This is a genomic window from Saccharopolyspora cebuensis, assembly GCF_039542665.1.
Taxonomy (GTDB): Bacteria; Actinomycetota; Actinomycetes; order Mycobacteriales; family Pseudonocardiaceae; genus Saccharopolyspora; species Saccharopolyspora cebuensis.
This window is the reverse complement of sequence record NZ_BAABII010000016.1, coordinates 166877-183860: the sequence shown is the minus strand read 5'-3', so window position 1 is coordinate 183860 and position 16984 is coordinate 166877. Positions and strand designations below refer to the sequence as shown.

The following is a 16984-nucleotide window of genomic DNA, read 5'->3' as shown; positions in this document are numbered from 1 at the left end:
CAGCGCCCGCCCGCGACCACGCCGCGGCGGGTTCCCGCGCAGGCTTTCAGTTCGCCGCCGCCTCGGCGGCGGGCGGGGACGCCGGGAGCCGGAACTTCCGCCGGGCCACGACGGCCACCGCGATGGCGCCGATCACCCCGGGCACCGCGACCGCGATGAAGTTCTGCTGGAAGGGCAGCTCCAAGGCGAGCAGCGCGCCGCCCAGCGTCGGACCGCCGATCGCACCGATGCGACCCACGCCCGCGGCCCAACCCACGCCGGTGGAACGGACCCCGGCGGGGTAGAACTCCACGGCGAAGGCGTGGATGATCGCCAGCACGCCGACGGTCGCCGCGCCCGCCACGAACAGCAGCGCGTTGAGCACCGCGGCGTTCGGGTCGAACGAGAGCCCGACCAGCGACACCGACGCCGCCCCGAAGTACATCACCAGGGTGCCGCGGTAGTTCCACCGGTCCGCCAGCCAGCCGCCGAACACCGCCCCGACCATGCCGCCGAGGTTGAGCACCACGAGGTTCCACAGCGCCGAGCCCAGCGGGTAGCCCGCGGTCTGCATCAGCTCCGGCAGCCAGGTGTTGAGCCCGTAGCTGAGCAGCATGCACATCGCGAAGAACACCCAGATCAGCGCGTTGTTGAGCACGTTGCCCCTGGCGAACAACCGGCGCAGCGGCGCCTTGTCGGCGGCGGCCTTCGGCTCGACCACGACGTCGGTGTGGTCGCCGTGCGGATCGATCCGGCGCAGCACCGCCAGCAGCCGGGCCCGGTCGCCGCGGGCCGCCAGGTGCTCGGGCGATTCCGGCAGGTAGCGCAGCAGCACCGGGACCAGCAGCAGCGGCAGTCCCGCCAGGACGAACACGCCGCGCCAGGTCCACACCGGTTCCGCGTAGATCGCGAACACGGCCGCGCCGATGCCGCCGACCGAGTAGAACGACGAGACCAGCGTCACGAACAGCGCCCGCGAGTTCTTCGGCGCGAACTCGCCCGCCATCGCGTTGAAGTTCGGCACCAGGGCGCCGAGCGCGACACCGACGACGAACCGCAGCGCCCCGAGCTGCCCCGGTCCGGTGGTGAACGCGCAGCCCAGCGCCGCCAGGCTGGCCACCGCGACGCAGGTGATCATCACCGGCCGCCTGCCGAACCGGTCGGCCAGCGGCGCCACGCCCATGCCGCCGACGAGCATCCCGACCAGCGCCATCGAGCCGAGCGTCCCGGCGGTCACCGGGTCCATGCCCCACTCGTCCATCAGGTGCGCGATGACGGTGCCGTAGGACACCATGTCGTAGCCGTCGATGATCATGAGCAGGGAGCACAGGCCGAGCACCCGGAAGTGGAATCCGTTGAGCCGGGCGCCGCCGACCACGGACGTGACGGTCCGCTGGGACATGGTTCCTCCGCTGCCGTGGGGGATCAGGGTTCGGTGAGTTCGGTCTCGACCTCGATGAGCACCGGTCGCCGCTGGTCGAGGGCGCGGGTGAACGCGGCGGTGAAGTCCGCGGTGGTGCGCACCGAGGTCGCGTCCACGCCGTAGCCGCGGGCGATCCCGGCGAAGTCGATGCCGGGCACGTCCATCCCCGGGGTGCCGACCGCGTCGAGCACCCCGGCGAACCAGCGCAGCGCACCGTAGGTGCCGTTCTTCAGCACCACGAAGATCACCGGAACCTGCTGCTGCGCGGCCGTCCACAGCGCGGTGATCCCGTAGTTGGCCGAGCCGTCGCCGATCAGCCCGATCACCCGGCGGCCGGTGCCCAGCTCGTCGTGCGCGAGCTGCGCGCCGACCGCCGCGGGCAGCCCGAAGCCCAGCCCGCCGGAGGCGGGGAAGAAGTAGCTGCCCGGCAGCCGCAGGTCCGCCTGCCGCCAGAAGTCGCCGGTCGTCGCGGTCGACTCCTTGACGTAGACGGCGTCGTGCGGGGCGTGCTCGCGCAGCGCCGCGAACAGCGCGGCCGGGTCCACCGGCGAGCCGTCGCGCACCGGCGGCGGTTCCGGCAGCGGGTCCGGAGCGCGGCGGGCGCCGCCCGGTGCGGCGCCGAGCCGGGCCAGCGCGTCGGCGACCGAGCACACCAGCGCCTCCCCCATCGGCGCCCGCGCCGCCTCACCCGGGTCCCCGGTCAGGTGCAGCAGCCGGGCACCGTCCGGGAGGTGTTCGCCGGGCACGAACTGGTGGTAGCGGAACACCGGCGCCCCGACCACCAGGATCAGGTCGTGCCCGCGCAGGGCCTCGGTGACGCCCCGCACCGCGGCGGGCAGCACGCCCCGGAAGGCCGGGTGCCGGGTCGGGAACGGGCAGCGCGACGGCGACGGGGCGATCCAGACCGGGGCGCCCAGCCGTTCGGCCAGCCGCACCGCGTCGTCGTTGGCGCGTTCGGCGTCCACCTCGGGGCCCAGCACCAGCACCGGGTTCGCCGCGCCGTCGAGGTCGGCGAGCAGCTCCTCGCACTGCTCGGCGGTCAGCGCGCCCGCTGCCGCGGTGCGGCGGGCGAGCAGGTGCCGGGCCTCCGGCGGCGCCTCGTGCGCCCAGTCGTCGTAGGGCACGGAGACGTAGACGGGGCCCTTCGCGGGCAGTTCGGCGAGGTGCAGCGCCTGGCTGAGGGCGCGCGGGACGTCCTGGGCGCTGGCGGGCTCGCAGCTCCACTTCACCAGCGGTCGGGGCAGCGTGGCCGCCTCCACGTTGGCCAGCATGACTTCCTGGCCGATCGTGGACCTGACCTGCTGACCGGCCGTGATCACCAGCGGGCTGTGCGAGTACACCGAGTTGGTCAGCGCGCCCAGCGCGTTGCCGGTGCCCGCCGCCGCGTGCAGGTTGACCAGCGCCGGACGCCCGGAGGCCTGGGCGTAGCCGTCGGCCATCGCCAGGACGGCGCCCTCGTGCAGACCGAGCACGTACCGGAAGTCCGCGGGCATCCCGGCCAGGAAGGGCAGCTCGTTGGAACCGGGGTTGCCGAACAGGGTGGTCAGCCCGCGCGCCCGCAGCAGCTCGTAGGTCACGTCCCGCACATCGGCCATCAGGCCCGCCTCCGTCAGCGTCGGTGGAGTGGTGCCCGTCACCCTAGGGAGGGCGGCCGCATGGTCCTAATGAATGCTGTTGATCCGCCCATAGACCGGGCTTATCCTCGCTGCGTGGCGGAGGTGGACCTGAACCTGCTGAAGACCTTCGTGCTGCTCTACGAGACCCGCAGCGTCACCCGCACCGCGGAGGCGCTGGTGCTCACCCAGCCGTCGGTCAGCCACGCGCTGCGCCGGCTGCGGCGGCAGTTCCACGACGAGCTGTTCGTCCGCTCGCCGCGCGGCCTGGAACCGACCGGGACGGCCGACCGGATGTACCCGCGGCTGCACCAAGCGCTCGAGGTCATCGCCGAGACCGTCGCCGACGTCGCCGAATTCGACCCGGCGACCTCGGACCGGACGTTCCGGATCCGCGCCACCGACCTCGGCGAGATCAGCCTGCTGCCCGCGATCCTGTCCCGGCTGGAGCGCCGGGCGCCGGGCTGCTCGGTCGAGGTCCAGCAGCTCGACGTGGCGGGGGCGGCGCGGGCGCTGCGCGAGGGCGCCGCCGACGCGGTGATCTGCACGCCGCGCATCGACGCACCGGACCTGCGCCGCGACCCGCTGTTCCAGGAGCACTACGTCGGGCTGTGCGCCACCGGGCACCCGCGGATCGGCGACCGCCCGGCGCTGGCCGACTACCTCGCCGAGCGGCACATCGCGGTGCACGCCGCGGCCGGGCACGTCGACGCCGACGAGGAGCTGCGGCGGCGCGGCCACCACCGCGACGTGGCGGTGCGGGTGCCGCACTTCTCGGTGCTGCCGGAACTGCTGGCCCGGACCCACTACCTGTCCGCGGTGCCCAGCCGGGTCGCGGGCCTGTTCACCCGCTCCTCCGCGGTGCGGACCTTCGCCCTGCCGCTGGGCATCCCGGACGTGGAGGTGGCCCTCTACACCTACCGGCGCGCGCTGCCCGCACCCGGCGTGGACTGGTTTCGCGAGCGGATCCGGGAAGCGCTGCGGGACCGGTGAGCGGACCGGGACCATCGACCCGGGCGCACCGGCCGCCGCCGACGCACGGTGGGGAGGAGGAATCCCCGCGCATCGAGGAGCCATCATGGGACGACCAGTGGTCCACTTCGAGATCGTCGGCCAGGACCAGCAGCGGCTGTCCGACTACTACTCGCGGCTGTTCGGCTGGGACGTCGACGCCGACAACCCGATGAACTACGGCATCGTGCCCCGCGAGGGCAACACCGCCGAGGACGGGACCGGGATCGGCGGCGGCATCGCCGCGGGCCCGTCCGACTACCCCGGGCACGTCACCTTCTACGTCGGCGTCCCCGACGTCGAAGCCGCGCTGGCCCGCGCCGAGGAGCTCGGCGGCCGCCGGACCATGGGTCCCGAACAGGTCAGCGACGAGATCGAGATCGGCATGTTCGCCGACCCGGAAGGCCACCAGATCGGCGTACTCCGGGTGTGACACCGCCCGCTCGGGAATCGAGTGAGGGGCACCCTTGCCACAAGTTAGCGGTCCTTTCAGAATGCGGCGGAGCCGCATGCGGTGAGGCCGTCAACCGGCACCGCCGCGGGTTCTCAGCGGTCTTCTCGCGAGGACGCCCTGATGCCGTGTATTGGCATACATCAAGAAGGGCGCCCGGAGCGAGAAGACCGCTGAGGTTCCGCCACCCGCACCGCCACGCAGGCCATTCTGAAAACAGTCCTTACTCGGGCAAGGGTGCCCCTCACTCACGTCACGTTCGGGTGGTGGCGACGTCGGCCGGGGCTCAGCCCCGGTGCCTGCGGTGGGCCGCCATCCGCACCGGCGCGTTGGCCACGCCGAATCCCCGGTAGCCGTCGACGCGCTGGACCAGCTCGAAGTACACCCGGCCACCGAGCAGCCGGGTGAACACGTGCAGCAGGGCACCGGAGTCGTCGCGGTCGTAGAGCACCGAATTCTCGCGCAGCTCGGCGAGGAAGTCCGGGGCCAGGCCGAAACGGGCGTCGAGGTCGTCGTAGTAGTTGTCCGGGATCGGCAGCACCGGGGCTCCGCGGCGGCGCAGGGCCCGCGCGGCGGCCACCGCGTCGTCCACGGCGAAGGCCACGTGCTGCGGGTGCGGCACCGCGGGCGCCCACCGGCCCCGGCGGACCAGCGCGCCGTCGAGGGTGAGCCGGACGGCTCCGCTCCGGTCCTGCACGCTGCGGCTGCGCACCATGCCGAACGGCGCGGCGTACTCCACCAGCGCGCCCGGCCGGAGCCCGAGCACGGAGCGGTAGAACAGCGCCGCCTCGTCGAAGTGGTCGAACGGCTGGGTCAGGGCGACGTGGTCGATGCCGCTGATCCCGATGCCCTCGCCCTCCTCCGCCGCGGCCTGGAAGTCCTGCGTCCAGCCGCCGCCGTCCTCGGTGCGGCAGAAGAACACCGCGGTGCCGTCCGGAGCGGCCACCGAGGACAGGCCCGCCTCGTCGGCGCCCCGTTCGCGGGGCAGGATCGGCGCCAGCATGGACCCGGCGCGCTCGGCCGAGCGCGCGGGGTCGGCAGTGTCCACGCCCAGCGCGGCGATGGCCACCTCCGCCGCGGGGGCGGCGTTGAGCAGCACCCGCGCCTCGCCCTGCTGCCACAGCTCGACGGGTTTGCTCCGGTGCCGACCGGTCCGGGCGAAGCCCAGCGCGGCCAGCGCCTCGGCGAACTCCGGAGCGCCCGCCGTGGCCAGCTCGGCGAAGGCGTAGCCGGTGAGCTCCGGTGCGGGGGCGATCCCGGTCCCGCCGAGCTGCTCCTCCAGCAGGTGCAGGGACCGCCGCGCGTCGATCGCCGCCGGACCGGGGTCGGCCTGCCGGAAGACGTCGTTGAACACCTCCAGCGACAGCGGACCGGTGTACCCGGTGTCGAGCACGGCGGCGGTGAAGGCGGGCAGGTCGAACGAGCCCTGCCCGGGGAACAGCCGGTGGTGCCTGCTCCACTGGAGCACGTCCATGTCCAGCTCGGGGGCGTCGGCGAGCTGGAGGAAGAACAGCTTGTCGGCCGGGATGGTGCGGATCAGCGCCGGATCACCGCCCCGGGACAGCACGTGGAAGCTGTCCAGGCACAGGCCCAGCGCCGGGTGGTCGGCGCGGCGCACGATCCGCCAGGAGTGCTCGTAGGTGTTGACGAAGCGCCCCCAGGCCAGGGCTTCGTAGGCGACGCGCATCCCGCGCGCGGCGGCGCGCTCGGCCAGGGCCCGGAGCTGTTCGGCGGCGAGCTCGTCGTCGTCCACGGCGTCCGGCGAGACCGTCGAGCACACCAGCACGGTCGTCGCGCCGAGGCGTTCCACCACGTCGAACTTGCGCTCGGCGCGGCGCAGGTTGTCGGCCAGCACGTCCGGCGGGACCGCTTCGAAGTCGCGGAACGGCTGGTAGAGGTCGATCCCCAGGCCCAGCTCGGCGCACCGCTCGCGCACCTGCTCCGGGGGCATCGCCGAGGCGATCAGGTCGTTCTCGAACAGCTCCACCCCGTCGAACCCGGCCGCCGCGGCGGCGGTCAGCTTGTCCTCCAGCGTGCCGGACAGGCAGACGGTGGCGATCACCCTGCGGTGGTCATGCGCGCGCACCGGCACCCCCCGCGACCGGGTCGACGAGCTCGGCGAAGTGCCGCAGCATCCGCTCGACGTCGGGGCGGACCCCGGTGAACAGCTCCAGCGCGTCCGCCGCCTGGAACACCGCCATGCCCCCGCCGGGCAGCACCCGGCAGCCGCGCTCGTGCGCGGCCTCGACCAGCTCGGTGCGCAGCGGGCGGTAGACGACGTCGGCGACCCACAGGTCCGGGCGCAGCAGCTCGGCGGGCAGCGGCAGGCCGGGGTGCTCGGCCATCCCGGTGGGGGTGGCGTGCACCAGCCCGTCCGCGGCGGCGACCGCGGCGGTCAGCTCGGTCCCGGCGGTGACCCGGTCGTCGCCGAACCGGGCGCGCAGCCCGTCGGCCAGCGCGGTGGACCGGTCCGCGTCGACGTCGACGACGGTCAGCTCGGCGGCGCCGAGGGACAGCAGCGCGTGGGCGACCGCCGATCCGGCACCGCCCGCGCCGAGCAGCACGAGCCGGTCCAGCGGTGCGCCGGGCAGGCCGCGGGTGAGGCTGCGGGAGAAGCCGGACCAGTCGGTGTTGTGCCCGATCGCGCGTCCCGGTTCGAACACGACGGTGTTCACCGAACCGAGGGCGGCGGCGTCCGGGGACAGCTCGTCGAGGTGCTCGACCACGAGCTGCTTGCACGGGTGCGTGATGTTGAGCCCGCGGTACCCGGCGGCCCGCGCTTCGGCGAGCAGGTCCCCGACCTCCTCGGGCGCGCTGCCCAGCTCGTCGAGGTCCCACCGGGTGTAGCGGTAGGCCAGGCCGAGCTCGGCGGCTTCGCGCTCGTGCAGCGGCGGGCTCAGCGAGGGAGCGATGCCCGATCCCACCAGCCCGATGAGGTAGCTGTCCGCAGCGTCCACGTCTCTCCCGGGGTAATGTACGAAACGGTGAGTTAATTGTAGGCCGCAGTCGCGGATCCGCAAGGAGCCGCTGCACTACAGTGTCCCCACCGCGGAGCCGAGCACAGGGAGACCACCGTGGCCGCACCGACCTCCGACGCAGGTCCCGACCGCAAGCGCGACGCCGAACGCACCCGGGCGGAGATCCTCGACGTGGCCATCCGGGAATTCGCGGACAAGGGCTACGCCGGGGCGCGGGTGGACGAGATCGCCGCCCGCACCAGCACCACCAAGCGGATGATCTACTACTACTTCGGCGGCAAGGAGCAGCTCTACCTCGCCGCGCTGGAGAACGCCTACGCGGTGATCCGCGAGGTCGAGCGCGGCCTGGACCTCGACGAGCTGGAGCCGGTGACCGCGATCCGGCGGCTGGCCGAGGCCACCTTCGACCACCACGAGTCGCACCCCGACTTCCTGCGCCTGGTGAGCATCGAGAACATCCACCACGCCGAACACCTGGCGAAGTCCGAAGCGCTCCCGGGCCTGGCCGGCCCCGCCCTGGAGGTGCTCAGCGGCGTGCTCGAACGCGGCCGGACGGCGGGGCTGTTCCGCGCCGACGTCGACGCCCTGGACGTGCACATGGTGATCAGCGCGTTCTGCGTGTTCCGCACCGCCAACCGGCACACCTTCCTGGCGATCTTCGGCCGCGACATGCTCGCCGCCCGGGACCGCGAGCACTACCGGACCATGCTCGGCGATCTGGTGGTCGCGCACCTGACCGCGCGCTGACCCGCGACCGGGCGGCCGGCGGAACGCCTGCGAAATGACTGTTGACAGCGGGGGTTCCCACCCGCAGCCTCTAGAGGACTAACTAGATGGTTCATTAGCACCGGGTCGGGCGAAGGTGCACGATTTCCTGGAGGCACATCGGTGACGCAGCGATCGAACGCCACCGCGCAGCCGCGCCGCACGGCGCTGGCGGCGTGGGTCGGCAGCGCCCTGGAGTACTACGACTTCTTCATCTACGGGACGGCTGCCGCGCTGGTCTTCAACGACCTCTTCTTCCCGGAGGCCTCCCCCGCCACCGGAACCCTGCTGGCGCTGGCCAGCTTCGGCGTCGGCTACCTGGCGCGGCCGGTGGGCGCCTTCGTGCTGGGCCACGTCGGCGACACCCTGGGCCGCAAACGGGTGCTGGTGTTCACCGTGCTGCTGATGGGCCTGTCCACGGTGCTCGTCGGCTGCCTGCCCACCTACGACCAGGTGGGGGTGCTGGCACCGGTGCTGCTGGTGGTGCTCCGGTTGCTCCAGGGCTTCTCGGCCGCGGGCGAGCAGGCGGGGGCGAACTCGATGTCGCTGGAGCACGCCCCGGAGCGCCGCCGCGCCTACTACACGAGCTTCACGCTCAGCGGCACCCAGGCCGGGCAGATCCTGGCCACCGCCGTGTTCCTGCCGGTGGCGGCGCTGCCGGAGGAGCACCTGATGACCTGGGGCTGGCGGGTCCCGTTCTGGCTCAGCGCGTTCGTGGTCATCGCCGGGCTGGTCATCCGGCGCACGCTGGACGAGACCCCGGTGTTCGAGCGCGAGGTCGCCGCCACCTCCACCGAGCGGTCCGGGATCCCGCTGGCCGCCCTGTTCCGGGACCACTGGGCCGACGTGCTGCGCATCGTGGTGGCCTCGCTGATCTCCGGCGTGCAGACGATCTTCACCGTCTACGCGCTGAGCTTCGCGGTGAACGAGGTCGGGCTGGAGCGGACCCCGATCCTGTGGGTCGGGGTGCTGGCCAACGCGGTCGCGCTGGCCGCCATCCCGCTGTGGGCGTCGCTGGCCGACCGGATCGGCCGCAAGCCGGTGTTCCTCGGCGGCTCGGCGGGCTGCGCGGTGCTCATGTTCGCGTACCTGTGGGCGGTCTCGGCCGGGCAGTACGCGCTGATCTTCACCATCGGCATCCTGCTGTTCGGCATCGTCTACAGCGCGACGAACGGGATCTGGCCCGCCTTCTACGGCGAGATGTTCAGCACCCGGGTCCGGCTGTCCGGCATGGCGATCGGCACCCAGATCGGGTTCGCCCTGGCCGGGTTCGCGCCGAGCATCGCCGCCGCGCTCGGCTCCGGGGCCGGCGGCTGGATCAACGTCGCGGTGTTCACCGCCGCGCTCTGCGCGCTGAACATGATCGCGGTGGCCTCGGGCCGGGAAACCGCCCGGGTGCCCACCGCCGACCTCGGCCGGACCCGCTCGGACGCACCGGCGCAGACCCCGGCCGCGACCTGAGCCCACCGGTCGGGAGCACCCGGCGGTGAGCCGCTGGGGCCGGGAACGGACGAGGGGCACCTTCCGCGTGGAAGGTGCCCCTCGTCCGTCGGGTCAGCGGGCGCGCGTGCCCGGGCGCTGCCCGCCACCGCGCGGCGGGCGCTGGCCGCCCGCCGGAGGCCCGGAGGCCCGCCGGGGCGCCCCCGACTGCGGGCGCTGCGGCGCGCCCGGCTGGCGCTGCTGGCGCGTCGGCGGGGCCTGGGCCGGACGGGACCGGCTCTCGCGCGCCGGCTCCCGCTCCACCCGGCGCGGCGGTTCGTCGAGGTCGAGGTCGAACTCGTCGTCCTCGTCGCGCGACCGCCGGCCGCCCCGGCGGCCCTTGCGCGGCTTGCGGCTGTTCACCACGCCGTCGAAGGCCAGCAGCACGACGGCGGCGCCGATCAGCAGAACGCTCAGCACCGGGACCCCGCCGATGAGCGAGAGCAACCCGAGCACCAGCATCAGCCCCGCGGGAACCCAGCAGAACCGGTCGATCCGGGTGAAGAACGCAGCAACGGGATTTCGCCGGTCCGCGTCACGTGCCATCGCGATACTCGCTTCCACTCTGTCCAGAGGCGGGTTGACGCGACACAACCTAACCGGAACGGATGACGGCGGAATCCGCCACCCGCCTCGTCGCACCGCGCGGCACGGCCCCGGCCCGCGTCAGCCCTCGTCCTCCTCGCCTTCGAAGACCTCCTCGACGGCCTCGCCGATGAGCATCCCACCGACGATGCCCGCGCCGGCACCGAGCGCGGCGCCCGCGACCACCCCGCCCATGCCGGGGCCGCGGTGCCCGTCGTGGCCGTGGTGGTCGTGGTGCCCGTCGTGGCCGCCGAACATCCCGCCCCGGCGCTGCGCGACCTGCTCGAGCCAGTCGGCGACCAGCCGGGTCCAGTCGGCCTCCAGCGCGTCCTGGTGGCTGAACTCGTAGCGGCCGAACACGTCCTGCCCGGAGCTGAGGAACCCGCCGCGCTTGTCCGCCTCCAGCACGACGGTGAGCCCCTCGGCCCCCGCCACGAAGGTCAGCTCCACCTCGTTGATCCGCCCGGCGTGCTGCTCGGGCGGGAAGAACTCGATCTCCTGGAAGAACGGGAGCCGCTGGGCGACGCCGTGCAGCACGCCGTGCTCCAGGTCGGCGCCCTTGAACTGGAAGCCGAGCTCGCCGAAGGCGTCCAGCACCCGCTGCTGGGCGGGCAGCGGCTCGACCAGCAGCGGGTCCAGATCGCCCTTGTCCACCGCCTTGGCCACCGCGAGCTCGGTGCGCACGCCCAGCGTCATGCCGGGCATCGGCTGGCCGAACACCGCGGTCACCGGCGTCTCCCACGGCACCGCCAGCTCGAACGGCAGCACCTGCGATTCCGAGGCGGCCAGCTCCAGCCGTCCGGAGACGTCGACCTGGTGGAACTCCACGCCCGCCGAACCCTCGCGGTCGCCGTGCTCGGTCTCGACGCGGGTCACCAGTCCCAGCGCGACCCGCTCGATGACGACGTCCTGGCTGCCGCCCTCGATCCGCACCTCACCGGTCACCGTCCCACCCGGCCGGACGTGGTCCTGGTGCAGCACGGTGTCCACCGAGGGCCCGCCGATGCCGAGCGCGCCGAGGAGTTTCTTGAAGACCATGTCCGGTCCGCTTCCTTCCGCCGTGGTGGCGCCGCGCGGCGCCTGGGGTCGCGGTGACCACCGCAGCGGATGATCACCCGTGTGCATTTCGTCAACGGAAGAGCGGTTCGTTCGGTTCCGGCCCGGCGGCATCCGACCGGGTGATCGACGCGACACCCACCGATCAGCCGAACCGCAGCACGGGTTTGAGCACCTGCCCGGTGGCGGCGTCCTCGGCCGCCGCGTCGATCCGGTCGGCGGAGTAGGACCGGACCATCCCGTCGTAGGGCAGCCGACCGCTGCGGTGCTGGCGCACCAGCGCGGGCAGGAACGCCTCCGGGTCGCTGTCGCCTTCCGTGATGCCGCGGATCCGCCGCCCGTTGAGCAGGAAGTTCACGTCGAAGGTCCCGTCGGTGCCGACCGGCGGGGCGCCCACCACCCCGACCTCTCCCCCGACCGAGAGTGAGTCGACCGCCCAGCGCAGCAGCGCGGGCACCCCGCTGCACTCCACCGCGCGGTCCACGCCCCGGCCGCCGGTGAGCTCGCCCAGCCGCGCCAGCGGGTCCTGCTCACCGGTGTCGATGGTCGCGGTGGCGCCCATCCGGCGGGCGAGGTCGAGCCGGGCGGCGTGCTGGTCGATCGCCACGATCTCCCCCGCCTGGGTCAGCGCCGCGCCGAGCACCGCCGAGAGCCCGACCGCCCCGGCGCCGAAGACCGCGACCACGGCGCCGCCGCCGGGCCGCAGCTCGTTGAGGACCGCCCCGACCCCGGTCTGGATCCCGCAGCCCAGCGGCGCCAGCAGGGCGAGCTCCTCGTCGTCGCGCGCGTCGACCGGGACGACGCTGCGCTCGTCGACGACCGTGCGGCGGGCGAACGAGGACTGGCCGAAGAAGCGCCCGCCCAAGGGCTCGCCCCCGGCGTCGCGGAACGGGGTGCTGCCGTCCGGCCGGGCGGCGTCGAAGTTGCGCGGGATGAACGTGGCGCAGTAGGCGGGATGGCCGGACCGGCACCACCGGCAGCGCCCGCACGAGCTGAACGTCAGCAGCACCGCGTCGCCCTCCCGGACCCGGGTGACCTCGGCACCGACGGACTCCACCACCCCGGCGCCCTCGTGCCCGAGCACGGCGGGCAGCCGGGTGTGCAGCAGCCCGTCGCGGGTGGCGAGGTCGGTGTGGCAGATGCCGACGGCGACGATCCGGACCAGCACCTCGTCGGCCCTGGGCGGCTCGACCTGGACGGTCTCCCAGGTGAAGGCCCCGGCTCCGGGCCGGGCGACCGCCGCCTGCGTCTCGATCATGGTGACCCCCTGCTGCGACGTCCGGGCCCGTCCAGGGTGCGCCCGCCCGGGCGGCGCCGCGACCGCCCCGTCCGTGACGAGGTGCGGCGGTCGCCCGCGCTCACCCGGTCAGCACCCGTCCCGCGGTGCGGCCGGTGGGCTCCCCCGCCAGCAGCGCGGGCACCCCGCCGACCAGCACCGCGGTGCACCCGGTGGCGAGCTGCCACGGCTGTTCGTAGGTGGCGCGGTCGACGATCGTGGCCGGGTCGAACACCACGACGTCGGCGACCGCGCCGGGCGCCAGCACGCCCCGGCCGGCGAGCCGGAGGCGGGAGGCGGGCAGCGAGGTCATCTTGCGCACCGCCTCCTCCAGCTCCAGCACCCCGCGCTCGCGCACGTAGCGGCCGAGCACCCGGGCGAACGTGCCGAAGCTGCGCGGGTGCGGTCGCCCCGCACCGCGCTCGGTGAGCGTCCAGCCGTCGCTGGCCACGGAGACCTCCGGGTGCCGCAGCACGGTGTCCACGTCCGCCTCGCTCATGCCGTGGTGGACGATGGTCACCTCGGCGTCGTGCGCGGCCAGCACGCGCAGCGCCGCCTCCGCCGGATCGGTGCCCTCCGCGCGCCCGATGTCGGCGATCGAGCGACCGGTGCTGCCCCGGTAGGGCCCGGCGGGCAGGTCTGCCAGCACGATGCCCTCCGGGTCGGCGTCGTGGCCGAAGCTCGCCCGCACCTCCCGCGCGATCCGGTCCCGGACCGCCGGATCGGCCAGCCGCGCCAGCAGCGCCGCCCGCCCGCCGGCGAGCGCCCAGGACGGCAACCGGGAGACCAGCGCGGTGCTCGACGCGGCGTACGGGTAGACGTCGGCGGCGACGTCGAGGCCGCGCTCCCGCGCCGCGTCGATCAGGGCCAGCGCCTCGACGACGGCCCCGTGGTTGCCCGGGCCCGTCGCCTTGAGGTGCGAGACCTCCAGCCGGGCGCCGCCCGCCTCGGCCGCCTCGATCGCCTCGCGCACCGCGTCGAGCAGCCCCGAGGACTCGTCGCGCACGTGCGTGGAGTAGAGCAGCCCGGCCCGGGCCGCGGTCGCCACCAGCGCCCGGACCTCGGCGGCGTCGGCGAACACCCCGGGCGCGTAGATCAGCCCGGTGGAGAACCCGACCGCGCCCTGCCTGCCCGCCTCGGCGACCAGCGCGCACATCGCGGCGAGCTCGTCGGCGTCGGGCGCCCGGTCGGCGTCGCCCAGCACCGCGAGCCGGACCGCGTGGTGCCCGACCTGGAGGCCGACGTTGACCGCCGGAGCGGTGCCGTCGAGCGTCCGGCGGAACCCCGCGGCGTCCCGCCAGTCCCAGGACATCCCGGCGTCGCCGAGGATGCTCGCCCGGCGCAGCAGCTCCACGTCGCGCACCGGGAACGGCGAGTGCCCGCAGTTCCCGGTGATCAGCGTGGTCACCCCCTGCCGGATCTGGGTGGTGGCCGCCGGGGCGGCCTGCAGGGTGTAGTCGGCGTGCGAGTGCAGGTCGATGAAGCCGGGCGCCACCACCTGACCAGCGGCGTCCACGACCGTTCCGCCGGTGAGCGGTCCGGGGCTGATCTCGGCGATCCGGCCGCCGGTGATGCCGACGTCCCGCCGCCGCCGCGGCGCGCCGGTGCCGTCGACCACCTCGCCGCCGGTGATCACGGTGTCGAAGCGGGCCATGCCTCACGTCCTCGCGGGTTTCGGGGACAGGACGGGCGTCCGACCGCGCGAGGTTCAGCCGGCGCGCGTGCGGAAGGTCTGCTCGCCGGCGGCGAGGACGAAGTCGGTGTCGACCTCGACGCCGAGCCCCGGGCCGGTGGGCACGGCGACGACGCCCCGGTCCGCGGTCAGCGGCGGGACGACGACGTCGCGCTCGTAGTACTTGTCCGAGGCGGAGACGTCCGAGGGCAGGGTGAACCCGGGCAGGCTGGACAGCGCCACGTTGGCGATCCGGCCGACGCCGAACTCGTGCATCCCGCCGCACCACACCGGCCAGCCCGCGTCCCGGGCGAGGTCGTGGGCGGCCACGGCGGTGGTCAGGCCGCCCATCCGGGAGACCTTGATGTTGAGCACCCGGCCCGCCCCGAGGGCGATCGCGGTGCGCAGGTCGTCGAGGGTGTCCACCGATTCGTCCAGGCACACCGGGGTGTCGATGGCGGCCTGCAGCGCGGCCGAGGGCAGCAGCGCGCGGGGCGCGAAGGGCTGCTCGATCATGGTCAGCCCGAAGCGGTCCAGCGCGCGCAGCACGGCCAGGTGGTCCGGGTCGTCGAGGTAGGCCCCGTTGGCGTCGACGTGCAGGTCGAGGTCCGGGAACGCGGCGCGCACCTGCTCGACCGGCTCGACGTCCCAGCCCGGCGCGATCTTGAGCTTCACCCGCGGGTAGCCCGCGTCGACGTGCCGCTGGACCTGCGCCAGCAGGTCGTCGATGGTGGGCTCGATGCCCAGCGACACCCCGGCCACGACGGTGTCCCGGACCCCGCCCAGCGCGCGGGCCAGCGGTTCGCCGCGGCGCCGGGTCCACAGCGCCCACGCGGCCATGTCGACCCCGGCCGCGGCGAACCGGTGGCCGCGCACCTTGCCGTGCAGCGCGGCGACTTCCGAGGGGTGGTCGACCTCGTGGCCGAGGACGGCGGGCAGCAGGTAGCGGGTGGCGATCAACCAGCTCGTGTCGGTGGTGTCCGGCGCGTAGTAGGGATCGCTGCCGGAGGCGATCTCGCCCCAGCCCTCGGCGCCGTCGGCGTCGACCAGCCGCACCAGCACGTGCTCCAGGTGGGCCTTGCGGTGCGAGCTGGTCTGGAAGCTGTGCTTGAGCGGCAGCCGGACGCGGTGCAGGGTGGCCTGGTCGATCTTCACGGGAGCTCCGTTCCGGCGTCGTCGAGGTAGGTGCCCAGCGCCCGGGAGAACCGGTCGCGCTCGCCGAGGCGGCGCTGCGCGCCCTTGGCGCTGGCGGTGGTCAGGGTGGCGAGCACGTGGGCCACGGCGGCGATGGCGGTCGGCGAATCCGAATAGGAGGCGCTCTCCGTCTGCACCACGATGAGCACGTCGGCCACCGCGGCCAGCGGGGCCTGCTCGGAGTCGGTGATCACGACGAGCGCGCCACCGCCGGCGGCGAACTGGCGGGCGGCCTCGACGGTGTCCCGCCGGTAGCGCCGCAACGAGAACACCACGAGCACGTCGCTGGACCGCACCTCGGTGAGCACGTCGATGGCCTGCACGATGCGCCCGTCGATGGTGGTCACGTTGGACAGCGACGCACCGAGGTCGGCGGCCAGCAGGCAGGCGTAGGCGAAGGACTTGCCCATGCCCAGGATGAACCGCCGCCGGGCGCCGACGACCAGCGCGGCGGCCCGTTCCACCGAGCCGTCGCCCACGATCGAGCCCATCGCCGCGTCCAGCGAGCGGACCTCCTGCGCGACGACCCGGTCCTGCAGCGCCGCGGCGGACCGGCGCCGCACCCGCGCGTCGAACCGCTGCCGGGGGCTCTGCAGCGAGTTGTTGGCCTCCTCGGTCCCGCTCATGCCGCGCCCCGCCCGGTGAACCGGTAGACCGCGGTCCCCGGGTCCGCGCGGGTGCAGGAGCGGGCCACCAGGCCGTCGCCGAGGAACCCGCGGAACCCGTCCCGCACGCGGTCGCGCAGCTCGATTCGGTCCGCTTCGCCCAGCCCGTCGAGGTCGGCGGGCACCGCCAGCCAGCCGTCGTCGCCCTCGCGCCAGGTCCGCCCCCACGCCCAGCGGTCCGGCCCCCGTTCCGGGCTCCGGGCGGCGACGGGTTCGGCGCGGCCGTCGAGGTCCCACTCCACGACGACCCGGTCGGAGTCGCCGTCGAAGTAGAAGTCCGCCACGTACCAGCGGCCGACGGCGCCGAGCACGTCGAGGTTGAAGTGCGCGTTGCGGGCGACCAGCGGGTCGTAGGACCAGCGCATCCGGCGGGTCCCGGTGCTCCGGGCGACCTCGGCCTGCGCCTGCTTGAGCAGCCGCCCGAGCCCGCGCCCCTGGTTGCCCGGGGCGACCACGGCGGCCTGCGAGTAGTGGTAGCCGCCGGTGCTGTCGGCGGCGCACATGCCGTAGGCGAAGGCGAGCAGCGCGCCGTCGCGGTCGACGGCGCCGACCACCGATCCGCCGTTGCGCAGCAGGCCGGTGAGCAGCCGCGGGCTGAGGCCGAAGTCCGGATCGCCGTAGCCGAAGACCCGGCGGTACAGCGCGGCGGCCTGCCGCTGCAGCTCCACCGTGTCCAGGTTCCGCAGGACGAACCCGTCACCCTGTCCGCGAGACACCACCTGCTCCTTCCCCGGCACCGCCGGAGACGAATTTGCGTAACGTATGTCGAACACGATGAGCGCATCCGACCTGAAAGTCAACCGGCTTGCCGCGCGGATCAGGTAAGGATACGTTCCT

15 protein-coding genes are annotated in these 16984 nt (G+C 74.0%); 4 read left to right on the top strand and 11 right to left on the bottom strand.

Annotated elements, in window-relative coordinates; genetic code table 11:
- Positions 1-46 precede the first annotated feature (46 nt).
- On the bottom strand, positions 47-1381 hold the full coding sequence (locus ABD976_RS21025; RefSeq protein ID WP_345365824.1) for an MFS transporter: 1335 nt from the start codon (positions 1379-1381) through the stop codon (positions 47-49).
- A 23-nt stretch (positions 1382-1404) separates the two neighbouring features.
- Positions 1405-2997, bottom strand: coding sequence for a benzoylformate decarboxylase (gene mdlC, locus ABD976_RS21020; RefSeq protein ID WP_345365822.1), 1593 nt, complete (start codon positions 2995-2997; stop codon positions 1405-1407).
- A gap of 114 nt (positions 2998-3111) precedes the next feature.
- Between mdlC and ABD976_RS21015 the strand changes: the two genes are divergently transcribed.
- A complete protein-coding gene (locus ABD976_RS21015; protein ID WP_345365820.1) occupies positions 3112-4008 on the top strand; it encodes a LysR family transcriptional regulator in 897 nt (298 codons plus the stop codon).
- Between the two features lie 85 nt (positions 4009-4093).
- Positions 4094-4459: a VOC family protein gene (locus tag ABD976_RS21010; RefSeq protein WP_345365818.1), complete on the top strand. Its 366-nt coding sequence runs from the start codon at positions 4094-4096 to the stop codon at positions 4457-4459.
- A gap of 304 nt (positions 4460-4763) precedes the next feature.
- On the opposite strand, the gene ABD976_RS21005 is transcribed toward ABD976_RS21010, so the two are convergent.
- Both ABD976_RS21005 and ABD976_RS21000 read right to left on the bottom strand, forming a co-directional pair.
- Entirely contained in the window at positions 4764-6539 is a 1776-nt protein-coding gene (locus ABD976_RS21005; protein ID WP_345365816.1) for a sugar phosphate isomerase/epimerase and 4-hydroxyphenylpyruvate domain-containing protein, read from the bottom strand.
- 10 nt (positions 6540-6549) lie between these two features.
- Positions 6550-7434, bottom strand: a complete 885-nt coding sequence (locus tag ABD976_RS21000) for a shikimate dehydrogenase (protein ID WP_345365814.1) — start codon at positions 7432-7434, stop codon at positions 6550-6552.
- Between the two features lie 117 nt (positions 7435-7551).
- On the opposite strand from ABD976_RS21000, the gene ABD976_RS20995 reads away from it, so the two are divergent.
- Both ABD976_RS20995 and ABD976_RS20990 read left to right on the top strand, forming a co-directional pair.
- Entirely contained in the window at positions 7552-8202 is a 651-nt protein-coding gene (locus tag ABD976_RS20995) for a TetR/AcrR family transcriptional regulator (RefSeq protein WP_345365812.1), read from the top strand.
- Positions 8203-8343: 141 nt separating this feature from the next.
- On the top strand, positions 8344-9681 hold the full coding sequence (locus ABD976_RS20990) for an MFS transporter (RefSeq protein WP_345365810.1): 1338 nt from the start codon (positions 8344-8346) through the stop codon (positions 9679-9681).
- 93 nt (positions 9682-9774) lie between these two features.
- Here ABD976_RS20990 and ABD976_RS20985 read toward each other — a convergent pair whose 3' ends face one another.
- The 7 genes from ABD976_RS20985 to ABD976_RS20955 all read right to left on the bottom strand — a co-directional run bounded on the left by ABD976_RS20985 (position 9775) and on the right by ABD976_RS20955 (position 16863).
- Positions 9775-10245: a hypothetical protein gene (locus ABD976_RS20985; protein WP_345365808.1), complete on the bottom strand. Its 471-nt coding sequence runs from the start codon at positions 10243-10245 to the stop codon at positions 9775-9777.
- Between the two features lie 120 nt (positions 10246-10365).
- Positions 10366-11322, bottom strand: a complete 957-nt coding sequence (locus tag ABD976_RS20980) for a sporulation protein (protein WP_345365806.1) — start codon at positions 11320-11322, stop codon at positions 10366-10368.
- Positions 11323-11485: 163 nt separating this feature from the next.
- On the bottom strand, positions 11486-12598 hold the full coding sequence (locus ABD976_RS20975; RefSeq protein WP_345365804.1) for an NAD(P)-dependent alcohol dehydrogenase: 1113 nt from the start codon (positions 12596-12598) through the stop codon (positions 11486-11488).
- Between the two features lie 100 nt (positions 12599-12698).
- Positions 12699-14270, bottom strand: coding sequence for an N-acyl-D-amino-acid deacylase family protein (locus ABD976_RS20970; protein WP_345365802.1), 1572 nt, complete (start codon positions 14268-14270; stop codon positions 12699-12701).
- Positions 14271-14324: 54 nt separating this feature from the next.
- On the bottom strand, positions 14325-15443 hold the full coding sequence (menC, locus tag ABD976_RS20965) for an o-succinylbenzoate synthase (protein ID WP_345365800.1): 1119 nt from the start codon (positions 15441-15443) through the stop codon (positions 14325-14327).
- On the bottom strand, positions 15440-16108 hold the full coding sequence (locus ABD976_RS20960) for a MurR/RpiR family transcriptional regulator (RefSeq protein WP_345365798.1): 669 nt from the start codon (positions 16106-16108) through the stop codon (positions 15440-15442). Before ABD976_RS20960 ends, menC begins: the two co-directional genes overlap by 4 nt.
- Complete coding sequence (locus ABD976_RS20955) at positions 16105-16863, bottom strand: hypothetical protein (protein WP_345365796.1); 759 nt, start codon at positions 16861-16863, stop codon at positions 16105-16107. The genes ABD976_RS20960 and ABD976_RS20955 overlap by 4 nt, the downstream gene beginning before the upstream one ends.
- Positions 16864-16984 lie beyond the last annotated feature (121 nt).